Raw genomic sequence first — 11,543 nt, forward strand, 5'->3', positions numbered from 1 at the left:
TAAAATACAAACTTTTTATCCAGCCAATTCGTTAATATTTGGTTAAAATTCCATTTTTATTAGTGATAAAGTTCACATCTATTAACCATTTAGAGGATTATTCTTTCGTATTTTCTCACTCCGCTGCTAATCTGCTCGCCGCTTTGAAGTGAACTCAAGGTGCATAACTATAAGGAGTGTTCTCATGAATACCAAGAAACCGATGTCGCTTACCAGCCGCGTAATTTTAGGTATGGTTGCGGGTATCTTGACAGGATTTGCAATTCGCACACTTTTTGCCGACAACGGATTTGTCGACGCATACATTGTTAATGGATTATTCGAAGTTGGTGGACAGATCTTCGTTGCCAGCTTAAAAATGCTTGTTGTACCGCTAGTATTTGTTTCGTTAGTTTGTGGTACTAGCTCTCTCAAAGACCTCTCTACACTGGGTCGCATGGGCGGTAAAACCCTCGCTTTCTACGTTACGACAACGGCTATCGCGATTACGCTTGCTCTAACTATGGGTACTCTATTCCAGCCAGGGGCAGGGGCAGATCTAACGGCAGCAAGTTCATTCAAATCAGCCGAAGCGCCATCTTTAGGTCAGGTGATCATCGATATGTTCCCGACCAACCCAATCAGCGCAATGGCAGAAGGTAAAACTCTGCAAGTTATCGTGTTCGCCGTGCTATTCGGTATCGCGATCAGTGCAGCGGGTAAACCAGGCGAACGCATCGCAGCATTCTTCTCTGATCTGAATGAAGTGATCATGAAGCTGGTCGCGATTTTGATGAACTTGGCGCCTTATGGGGTGTTCTTCTTAATGGCGAAGCTATTCACTGGTCTTGGTCTGGGCGCGATCGTCAATCTGGCAGAGTACTTCTTAGTACTGGCTGGTACGCTTGTCCTACACGGTCTAGTCACTTACAGCTTGATGTTAAAAGGTTTCACTGGTCTAAACCCAATTACGTTCCTACGCAAGATGGAAGACGCGATCATGTTTGCTTTTTCTACAGCATCATCGAACGCGACGATTCCAGTGACAATGGAAACAGCAAAGCACCGCATGGGTGTTGAGAACCGTGTATCATCGTTCACTGTACCACTTGGTGCAACCGTGAACATGGACGGTACGGCGATCATGCAAGGCGTAGCAACTGCGTTTATTGCTCAAGCTTTCAATATTGATTTAACTATGGGCGATTACCTAATGGTTATCATGACGGCAACTCTGGCGTCTATCGGTACCGCAGGTGTTCCTGGTGTGGGTCTAGTAATGTTGGCAATGGTATTGAACCAAGTAGGCCTGCCTCTAGAGGGTATTGCACTTATCATGGGTGTTGACCGTCTTCTTGATATGATTCGTACCGCGGTAAATATCACTGGTGATAGTGCTGTGACCGTCATCGTTGCGAAATCAGAAGGTGCATTGGATGAAGCTCGCTTCAACGACCCAATGGCAGGCGTAGCCGAAGAAGAAGTGCATCTTAAACGCGCTGACGCCTAAATCGTTCTACGATTACCATTCTGAAATTATATAGTCCTGTCTAAAAGAAAGCCCCGATGGAAACATCGGGGCTTTTGTTTTCTCCGCGTCTAGAAATACTCTTTCTAATCCGCCATCGAATTCAGTTTTTCTCTGGCTTGTGCTTCGTGTTCTTTAGTGATGGCATTACCGACTGAGTTCGCGGCTAAGGTAAGTGCCGCCATATCATCGGTAAAACCGACGCCAGCTAGTACGTCTGGCACCATATCTGTTGGTAGGACGAAGTAAGCCAGCGCGCCACCTAGTATAGCCTTGTGGCGAACTGAGGTGTTGGAATCTGCCATCGCGAGCCATGATTTTATGCCCATTACGGCAATTTCTTCACCCGCTTTCTTAACCGACCCTTTCATTTTTCGCCAGAAGTTTTTCTCATCTGGCGCTTGCATCGTTTGATCTTTGGCGTCTTTCGGCGCCGATTTTACAGACATTGTTGTGGTCATCGTTGCCTCCGAAATTTATGACTATGTCCAACATATTAATTAATCGAACCTGAACGCAAGATTAATAACAAGAAATGATAGTAAAGTGAAACACAGATAGAAAAATCCCCAAACCGAAGTCCGGGGATTATTGCATTGAAAAAAAAGTCTTGGAAACCAAAAAGTTGAAGCCGAAAGCTTTGGGAACCAAGCTTTAAAAGCAGAATGCCTTATTGAACAATCTTCTCCAGTACACGCATCAGCATTTTGATACGTGGTTCAATAGACTTAAGCAACAAGTACTCTTGATCACTGTGGAAGCCTGCACCGATAGGCCCTAGACCATCCAAAGTTGGAACGCCAAGAATCGCCGTGTTGTTTGCATCAGAGCCGCCACCCACTTCTTTCCAGTTGATGTCGATAGCCAGTTCACTTGCCGCTTCTTCAACTAATGTCATTAAACTTTCTGTTTGTGGGCTTGGCACCATAGAAGGCTTATACGCTTCACGAACCAACTCAATGCTCACGCCATCAACGAATGGTGTTTCCAGCATGCCGTTTAGCTTGCTGTCGACATCATCGTATTCTTCATTGCTCCAGAAACGCACATCCACGATCGCTTCCGCGTGCTCAGGGACGATGTTCGCACCGTTGCCGCCAGAAACAATGCCGACGTTCAGCGTAGTACCAGATTCAAAGTTGGTCATTGCATTGACAGCCAGAATCCAATTCGCCATCTCAGTGATTGCGCTGCGGCCGTTTTCTGGCTCGTTACCTGCGTGAGCAGCAACGCCATTAAAGGTCATTTTGTAGCGAGCCATGCCTTTGCGCGCTTTCACTAAACCACCGTCTGCACGTGCTGCTTCTGCAACCAGCACATTCTTAGCGTTTTTCGCTACTGATTGAATCCAATCCACAGAGTCCAGAGAGCCCGTCTCTTCATCTGGGTTCATGCAGATAGCGATAGACAACTTATCCAACACCGCTTGGTCTAGATTGCGCATCGCGTATACGATGTTCAGCAAGCCAGATTTCATGTCCGAGACGCCCGGACCGTAGGCTTTCTCTGCATCTTGAGACATTGGACGAAGCTCAGCAGTACCCACAGGGAACACGGTATCCATGTGACCAATCAGCATTACGTCGATTTGCTCAGCTTCCGGCTTGTTTCGAACTTCAAGACCGATGCCCGCTCTGCCACAGTCGATGCGTTTTACGCTCCAACCTGACATCGCTTGGTACTTCTCTTCAAATTGAGAAGCGATAAACTCGATACCATCAGTCGTGTAAGTGCCACAATCCACATTAATCAGCGGACGTAGCTCTTCTAGATATTCATTTAGAGAGAATTGCATGACTCACTCCTAGACAAACAGATTCATCACCAGCATTGCGCCAAACGCGTTCAATACTGAGATTGCAATCATAACTGGGATGTAACGACCTTCAGTACCAATTGGACCCATGATACGACCCATGTACTGAACTTGAGAGCCCATTAGGTAGATAGCAGGCGCAAGAATCGCAATGTGCGTACCGTTCAGGATACCTTGGTCAAACAGCGTAATCACTACGCCAACCGCACCGCCCATCGACATCCAAGCACCGATCAATACCGCTGCTGCTTCACCCGGAAGACCAAACACTGCCATGATTGGAGAAAACACCGTGCCCATCAGATCCAACGCGCCAGTGATTTGAAGCGCTTTGATGATAACGAACGCCATCAATACGTTAGGCACCGTAGAGGTAGTCGCAATTACCCAGCCTTTCTTAGCACCCTCGACGAAGATATCCGTCACCATTGGTTTTTTCGCTTTAACGTCACCCATTATGCCGTCTCCTCTTTTAGGTTCTCTGATTTGTTTTGGTCTTGCTTGTCTTCTTTACCTTCCGTCATGTTCAGGTAGATACGGAACAGGTTCGCGCCGATGATCTTAAATGCGAACATCACCACAACTGCTAAACCAATAGAAGACGTTACTGCTAGAGAGCCGTCAGCCATCGTCAGTGTGAACAGCACAGCACCCGATGAGAAGAAGTTCACGATGGTTGCACCTGCAGTGAACTGGAACATGGTAAATACGTCCGTTTCACGCTTAGTTAGGTGACCTTCGTCTTTTAGCTGACGCGTCATTGCCGCACCTGCATCGGTACTTTGTAGAGAAGCAATTAAAGCCAGACCAGAGTTACCAGGGATGCCCATTAGAGGACGTAGAAGAGGAGTAAGAAGCTTACGAGCTGCTTCAAGTGCACCGTAGTGCTCAAGTACGTTGATCATACCTAATGCGAACATAACGGTTGGAATCAAAGTAAGTGCGAAAATGAAACCGTCACGAGCACCGCTACCGCCAGTACCACGGAAAGATGTGGTCGCAGCTTGTACCTCGCCATCCGCACCTTCCGTTACGCCGTAAGCCACTTTACCGAAAGAGCCATTAAGCGTTGTAAAGTCGAATACACCGTACCATTCGTTGGATTGCATCAGACCAGAAAAGAACACAACCGCAAACGCCAGAGCAACGTAGCACCCCAGTGTAACTTTACGCTCAGTTTGAACAGGAATTTTCATAACATTACCTACACATGTGGAACTTAACACATATGTTCACCTGAATAATGTGCTAGAGAGATGATCAAAATCAATCCGCCTGCCGAACATTATCGCGACTCAGTTATGAAGTTTTGTTTTATGATTCCAATCACAATTGAAAGATAATAAAAATTTGTGCTAACAATTAGGTATATTAATCTATGTCGATAGCTCACGACTTCTTCATCAACTCAACAAATGATTCTGACGAATATTGCTTTCTACAACATTCATGACGTACTTCATACTTTGGCATTGAGGCAATATCGATTAACTCGAAAGTAACATTCAGCCACGAAATTTAGGTTAGGATGGCCCGGTCATATGTAAACGGCATAAACCAGAATTAACAGGACTATACGACCCATTGTTACGCTCACAATATAAAATAGCCAAATGGACACTCGCCCTCGTGCTTTGGGTGGTGATGATATGCTTAAGCCAAAATTCTGGTTTCTCGAAAAGCTGCCCGAAGGCTCACCAAATACAGAGTCAGCAAGATGAGAGTGTGAATTTATCACCATCTTGCGACCTTTCAGAAAAGCTGGTTCAAGCGTACCAACATCAGTTTGATCATATTCTTATTCCATTTTTTCTATTTGCTTTGATTGTGGCGCTGCCGATGACAACCACAGCAATTCGTTATCTGGAATACACAGAACCGATACCGGAAAAGTATCGGGTTCACCTAAAACTTTGCGTATTTAGAGAATAAAGCCAGCAAGGCGAGAGACCTTTCTGCCTGACTTTTGTACATATTTTATTCACTTCACATAACAAACAACGAAATTTAAAAGTTTTAGGAAATATTATGACATTCACTCGTACACTTTTGGCGTTAACGATGGCTATCGTACCTGCCGTATCTTTCGCATCAGAAAAGACCGCAGAACAAAAGCTAGAGGAAGTTACTCAGATACTAAAAGAAAACCCTCAAATTCTTGATTCATTGCACCAAAACCTTCAAGAGTACATTGCGTATCAACAGTCATTTGGCGACACCTTGAAGGAGGTTCGTCAATATCTAAGTGATGGCAAACATTCCTCTTTTGGTGCTGAAAACCCTGAGTTAACCATTATTAACGTAACAGACTACAGCTGCCCTTTTTGTAAACGTTTAGAAGGAGAGCTGGTCAAAGTTGGTAAGGAATATCCGCAGGTAAAAGTGCTTAACCTCAATGTCTCTTTTAAAGAACAATACGAGAAAAACGGCTACAACTCGGCAAGTTACGCATTAAATGTTTGGCAAAACCAGCGAGATAAGTACGAACAAGTGCATGAGTTATTGGTGAAAAAACCGGGCGCACATGACGCACGTTCCTTAAATCAAATCGCGAAAAAAACGGGGACAGAAGCACAGCTTGTCGACGACAAAGAGACCAAGGCGTTGCTTGATAAAAACTATCAGTATTTCACGCAACTTGGTTTACGCGGCACGCCCGCGTTGATCATTAATGATCAAGTCATTCCTGGCTATGTGCCGTTTGACGAGCTAGAAAAAGTCATCGACCAAGAACTGGCGAACTAATACAACAAAGCCCTTCCCTGATAACTCAAGGAAGGGCTTTTTCTATCTAGGCTTAAAACGAAGTTCTAACTACTTGTCGCGACCCACAAACGCCACAACGACTTTGTCATTGCCAAGCGAGCGAGAGAACACGTACGCGCCTTCTTGTTCAATTACTTGATGCTGACCCGCACCAATCGCTGGGTGCGCTTTACGGAACTGACCAAGAGTTTGCCAGTGTTTGAGCAGCGCTTGCTTCTCATCAGATAGCTTCCATACCATGTCAGAACGAGTGCCTTGGTGGAAATCGTCCGCGTAAGGACCAATGTTACGACCAACTTCATCACCATAATAAACCTGAACAGCACCAGGACTCAGAAGCAGTGCATTCGCGGCGTTACGCTGCATACCGTAATCTTTGAAGCGAGAGAAGAACAGCTCGGTATCGTGAGAAGACATGTAGCTCACAGGGTTAAAGTCTTTCTCATTGGCGATAGTGTCCGCATAGCTTTGGTAAGTGTCTGCCATTTGGCTGAAACACGCCGCGCCTTTGTCTAACTTCTTCTGCATATCGAAGTTAATCAACGCATCAAAGCCGTCGTCGAAGTAAGGGCTGCGATATGCGGTATGTCCCCATACTTCACCCATCATCCAGAATGGCTGACCTGACTTACCGTTCTCTTTACGCCACTGCTCAAGGCTGCTTGATGCCTCTTCTTTCAAGCGTTTCCACACATCGCCTTCAACGTGCTTCACCGTGTCGACACGGTAACCATCAATACCAAAGCGTTTCACCCAATCAGTTTGCCACTCAATTAGGTAGTCCGAGACGGTGTAATTATCACGCTCCTCAACGCGAGTGCCAGGGTTATCCAATAGCCATTGAGCTGGCTTCACGGCTTTGTCTGATTCAGTGATAAAGTCAGGTAAACCCGCCAATGACATAGTGATATCACTGCTGCCCGGAGCTGGGTATCCCGGTAGACCTGTTCTTACCCAGTCACCGCCCCACCATTTCGACCAGTTTGGACTCTGGTAATCAATATTCTGGTGATAGCTATGCCAATTTTCACCCGCTTTTGGTTGCCAGTCACCCCACTTATTCGGTAAATCAGCGTTTGGTTTTAACACCTCAATACCGTCAAATTGCAAATCGGCTAACGTTGAGTAACCGGTGTGGTTGATTACTGCGTCCATCAAGACTTTAAGGCCACGTTTGTGTGCCTCTTCCACCAGCTTTTTCAGATCAGCTTCGTTACCGAAGTTCTCATCAATCTTGGTAAAGTCACGCGTCCAGTAACCGTGGTAAGCGTAGAATGGGAATGAGCCGCTATCGCCGCCGCCAACAAAGCCGTGCACTTGTTCAACGATTGGCGACAACCAAATCGCATCTGTACCTAGGCTCTTGATGTAATCTAGCTTTTCGATCACGCCTTTTAGATCACCGCCGTGGAAGGTGCCGATCTCTTCTTTGCCGTCTTTCTTGCGTCCATAGCTGTTGTCATTGCTCGTATCAGCATTCTTGAAACGGTCGACCATCACGAAGTAAATGTTGGCATTGCGATAATCAAACGATACTGCTTCTTTGGTTTTCTTCACTGGCTCTAGTAGCACCAACCCGCCTGAATCTTTGCTTGGCGTCAGCGATACTTGCTGATCTTTTACTTCGACCATTTGCCCAGAGTAAGCATCACGCAACTTGGTGCCATCGGGGAAACTGTCACCCAGCGCAATGGTGACTTCGCCGCCTTGATAAACCTCACATTGCACTTGTGGGATTGGGCGTTTGAATTCTGTCTTCGCGGCTTTCTTAGGTTCACGCTTGAAGCGCAGTGTTTTCGCTTCCGCATCAAAAGCAAAAGAGTAATCGCCAGTAAAGCGGATTTTTAACGGCAGTTCCGTTGGCTTTCCGCAGTTCAGCGCGATAGGTTTATTGAATTTGACCTTCTGGCCATCAGGCGCGACACAGTCGCCTTCAACACCCGTAATTTTGAGCGTGTATCCATCTTTGGTTAAGGGCACAACCAAAGGCTGCTCTGCATTTAAAGGAAAGTCACGGCTGTTGGTCGTGGTCGAAATGGTGATGTTTGGCTCGGCGATGGCACTTGCCGATGCAAGCAATAAGGTAGTCGTAATCAGATTCAGTTTCATCGTTCAGTCCATTGGTTGCGCATAGGCGCAGTATTCGTGTTGTATTTTTATTCACACTAATAGTAAATGGATGAAAAACTGAGCACATCATTCTGAAAGGCTACGCCCTAAAGCTTGTGACGCTTCACATTTTATTGATATAGGGGCGTAGTTCTATTTAAGCGCAATAGATTGAGGGAGTTAAAGTTGCACGCTGCCAAGATTGCTCATTTGATTCATCGCCCATCTTGTGCGGCGAGCAGTGTAATCACTTTGTGGATAGACTTTGATTCGATATGGATTTGGCAACACCACGGCTAAACGCGCTGCTTGCCACTTCGAGAGTTGCTTTGCACTGACACCAAAATAATTCTGCGCCGCCGCTTCAGCGCCGTAAATACCGGGACCAAATTCAACCACATTTAGATACACTTCGAGAATGCGCTCTTTGCTCCACATCAGCTCCATCAGCAAAGCAAAGTAAAGCTCATAAGCCTTGCGAACGTAGGAGTGAGACGGAAACAAAAACACATTTTTCGCGGCTTGTTGGGTAATGGTGCTCGCGCCTCTCGACGGACCATTATCACCAGCCTCGGAAATCACGTCGAATAGCGATTCGAAATCGACACCATAATGATGAGGGAATTTTTGATCTTCGGTCGCAATCACCGCTAACTGCATATTTTTTGAAATGCGCGACAAGGATACCCATTCGTGTTGACTATTGTCTGGATAGTTCTTTGGTGGCGCAACAATGCGGCTTAACTTCCATCCCCATATTGGTGGATCGACATATTTCACCAAACCAACCAAAACGACTGGGGCGATCAGCAATATCAACACCATTTTAAATAGAAATGACTTAAGCCTTTTCAACATGTGTAGTTCCCCAATGCATTAGCGATTGATGATAAACAAACCCGTGAGCTTGCCTGATTCAATCAAGAACAACAAGTTTTAGAGGTAAAAAATAGGTCAAAAAAGCCCGATTTACAATGTAAAACGGGCTTAGAATTTGATTAGACTAAATTATTTGTGCAGCTTGTAGAACACGGTTGAAAGTGGAGGCAAACGAAGCTCAAGTGATTGAGGCAGTGATTCACTTTCAACTTTTTCCGTTTTCACACTGGTCAGCACTTTAAAATCGCTGCCGCCGTATTTGCTATCGTCTGTATTCAGTAGCAGTTCGTATTGACCTGCATTTGGAACGCCTAAACGAAAGCGCTCGTGTGGTACGGGCGTAAAGTTGGTGATGATCAGAATACGCTCACCTTCTTTACTAATACGCTCGTGCGCTAGGATGCTCGCATCCGCTTCGTCTTGTAGACGCCACTCAAAACCAGCAGGAACACAATCTTGATCGTGCATCGCCGCTTCATTTCGGTACAAGTGGTTCAAATCTCGCATCAGCTTTTGGACACCTTGATGACGCTCATATTCCAGTAAGAACCATTGCAACTGATCATCGTGGTTCCACTCCGCCGTTTGGCCAATTTCCGCGCCCATAAAGTTCAGCTTTTTGCCCGGTTGACCATACATATAACCGTAGTATGCTCGTAGGTTTGCGGTTTGCTGCCATTCATCACCTGGCATCTTGTTATGGATAGAGCCTTTTCCGTACACCACCTCATCGTGAGAGAGAGACAAGACGTAGTTTTCGCTGTGCGCATAAACCAGCGGGAAGGTGATGGTATTGTGGTGGTATTTGCGGTGAACAGGATCTTCTTTGATGTATGAAAGACTGTCGTGCATCCACCCCATATTCCACTTGAAGCCAAAACCTAAACCACCCATAAAGGTTGGCGCAGACACCCCCGGAAACGCCGTTGACTCTTCCGCAATCGTCATCGCATTCGGGAAGTGCTTGTACACTTCTTCGTTCATCCATTTTAAGGTTGCGATTGCGTCGTAGTTTTCGTTGCCACCATCGACGTTTGGTACCCACTGGTCGTGGCTACGTGAGTAGTCGAGGTAAAGCATCGATGCGACTGCGTCCACGCGAATACCATCAATATGGAATTGTTCAAACCAGTACAGCGCATTCGAGACAAGGAAGCGACGCACATGTTCGAGGCCTAAATCGTAAATGTAGGAGTTCCAGTCTTGGTGCCAACCGCGACGCGGATCTGGATCATGGAACAGAGGCGTACCATCAAAGTTCGCTAAACCATGATCATCCGATGGGAAATGCGCAGGAACCCAATCGAGCACTACACCGATACCAGCTTGGTGACACGCATCCACGAAGAATTTGAAATCATCAGGTGAGCCAAAACGGCTAGTTGGTGCAAACAAGCCAACAGGTTGATAGCCCCATGAACCATAGAATGGATGCTCAGACACAGGCATCAGCTCAACGTGGGTGTAGCCCATATCCACAAGGTATGGCACCAACTGCTCCGCAAGTTCGCGGTAGTTCAGGAAATCACCTTTCTCGTTGCGCTTCCATGACCCAGCATGCAGCTCGTAAAACGATAACGCTTCATCACGCTTTTGCGTCACTGCGCGATTTTGCCATTTCGCATCTTGCCATTGGTAACGCTTGTGATCGTAAGTAATGGACGCGAACGATGGGTATTGCTCAGAGTAGAAACCCCAAGGGTCTTGTTTATGAGGAAGCCCTTCCCCATTTGGCCCTTTGAGCTCAAATTTGTATTGTACCCCTTCTTCCAGACCAGGAATGAATAGGCCCCAGATACCGTAGTCTAGGCGTTGCATTGGATGACGACGGCCATCCCATTGGTTGAAGCAACCCACAAGGCTAACAGCCGATGCATGTGGTGCATAAACAAGGAAACGCACACCAGAGATGTTTTCACCGCCACGTTCTAGCGTGACAAAGTGTGCGCCCATGTAGTGATACATGTCTTTTGGCGTATGCAGATGCTCGTACTCTTGGTAGATATTGTGATACTGGTACGGGTCATCAATAATTTGTTCAACACCATTCCAATCGACCGCTAAACGGTAGTGGGTCAGGTGTAAATCGCGTTGCTCTTTTAAGATGAAACCGCTGTCGCCATCACGCTCAAGCGCCACGCGAGGTTCACCATTAACAAGTAGTTCAACCTTGTTTGCGCCCGGCATCCAAACTCTCAGCGAAGCTTCGTCGTCAATGAATGGACCCAGCGCCGCAAATGGATCTGAGTAAGCCGCCTCAGCAAGCAGTTCGTATGCGCGTTCGTGTTGTTTCTTTATTTTCTTGGTTTTGGTGGTTTTCAAATCTTTCTCCCTAGAGCCAACATCCTTTTCAAGACCAGAGATCTGAATCAAACATCGGTTTCTCCACAGCCAACGTTGTGAACTCACAAAAAGACTCCGCTTCTCACGTTCGTTGCGTAAACGGCGTCAAAATACAAAAATGCC

The 11,543-nt window shown here is 46.4% G+C and carries 10 protein-coding genes; 3 read left to right on the top strand and 7 right to left on the bottom strand.

Translation table 11 applies throughout. The features are described from left to right. The first annotated feature begins 184 nt into the window (after positions 1–184). Entirely contained in the window at positions 185–1,489 is a 1,305-nt protein-coding gene (locus UQW94_RS04860) for a dicarboxylate/amino acid:cation symporter (protein ID WP_017820133.1), read from the top strand. A gap of 104 nt (positions 1,490–1,593) precedes the next feature. On the opposite strand, the gene UQW94_RS04865 is transcribed toward UQW94_RS04860, so the two are convergent. The 4 genes from UQW94_RS04865 to UQW94_RS04880 form a co-directional block, all read right to left on the bottom strand. Then, positions 1,594–1,968 carry a YkvA family protein gene (locus UQW94_RS04865; protein ID WP_322142044.1) on the bottom strand — a complete coding sequence of 125 codons (375 nt, stop codon included), beginning with the start codon at positions 1,966–1,968 and terminating at the stop codon, positions 1,594–1,596. 209 nt (positions 1,969–2,177) lie between these two features. Next, on the bottom strand, positions 2,178–3,302 hold the full coding sequence (locus tag UQW94_RS04870; RefSeq protein WP_262634429.1) for a M20 family metallopeptidase: 1,125 nt from the start codon (positions 3,300–3,302) through the stop codon (positions 2,178–2,180). 9 nt (positions 3,303–3,311) lie between these two features. Next, positions 3,312–3,779, bottom strand: a complete 468-nt coding sequence (locus UQW94_RS04875; RefSeq protein ID WP_005374849.1) for a YjiG family protein — start codon at positions 3,777–3,779, stop codon at positions 3,312–3,314. After that, entirely contained in the window at positions 3,779–4,519 is a 741-nt protein-coding gene (locus UQW94_RS04880; RefSeq protein ID WP_213891063.1) for a nucleoside recognition domain-containing protein, read from the bottom strand. Before UQW94_RS04880 ends, UQW94_RS04875 begins: the two co-directional genes overlap by 1 nt. Before the next feature lie 448 nt (positions 4,520–4,967). Here UQW94_RS04880 and UQW94_RS04885 point away from each other — a divergent pair, with 448 nt between their 5' ends. Continuing rightward, a complete protein-coding gene (locus UQW94_RS04885) occupies positions 4,968–5,255 on the top strand; it encodes a hypothetical protein (RefSeq protein WP_049872671.1) in 288 nt (95 codons plus the stop codon). A gap of 96 nt (positions 5,256–5,351) precedes the next feature. Further along, positions 5,352–6,068 carry a DsbA family protein gene (locus UQW94_RS04890; protein WP_005374842.1) on the top strand — a complete coding sequence of 239 codons (717 nt, stop codon included), beginning with the start codon at positions 5,352–5,354 and terminating at the stop codon, positions 6,066–6,068. 69 nt (positions 6,069–6,137) lie between these two features. Here UQW94_RS04890 and UQW94_RS04895 read toward each other — a convergent pair whose 3' ends face one another. The 3 genes from UQW94_RS04895 to glgB form a co-directional block, all read right to left on the bottom strand. Next, positions 6,138–8,198, bottom strand: a complete 2,061-nt coding sequence (locus tag UQW94_RS04895; protein ID WP_322142045.1) for an alpha-amylase — start codon at positions 8,196–8,198, stop codon at positions 6,138–6,140. 180 nt (positions 8,199–8,378) lie between these two features. Further along, entirely contained in the window at positions 8,379–9,056 is a 678-nt protein-coding gene (gene mtgA, locus UQW94_RS04900; RefSeq protein ID WP_062855380.1) for a monofunctional biosynthetic peptidoglycan transglycosylase, read from the bottom strand. Between the two features lie 150 nt (positions 9,057–9,206). After that, positions 9,207–11,399 carry a 1,4-alpha-glucan branching protein GlgB gene (gene glgB / locus UQW94_RS04905; protein WP_322142046.1) on the bottom strand — a complete coding sequence of 731 codons (2,193 nt, stop codon included), beginning with the start codon at positions 11,397–11,399 and terminating at the stop codon, positions 9,207–9,209. Positions 11,400–11,543: the final 144 nt, after the last annotated feature.

Source organism: Vibrio sp. PBL-C16 (assembly GCF_034321865.1).
In the GTDB taxonomy this organism is placed as follows: Bacteria; Pseudomonadota; Gammaproteobacteria; order Enterobacterales; family Vibrionaceae; genus Vibrio; species Vibrio alginolyticus.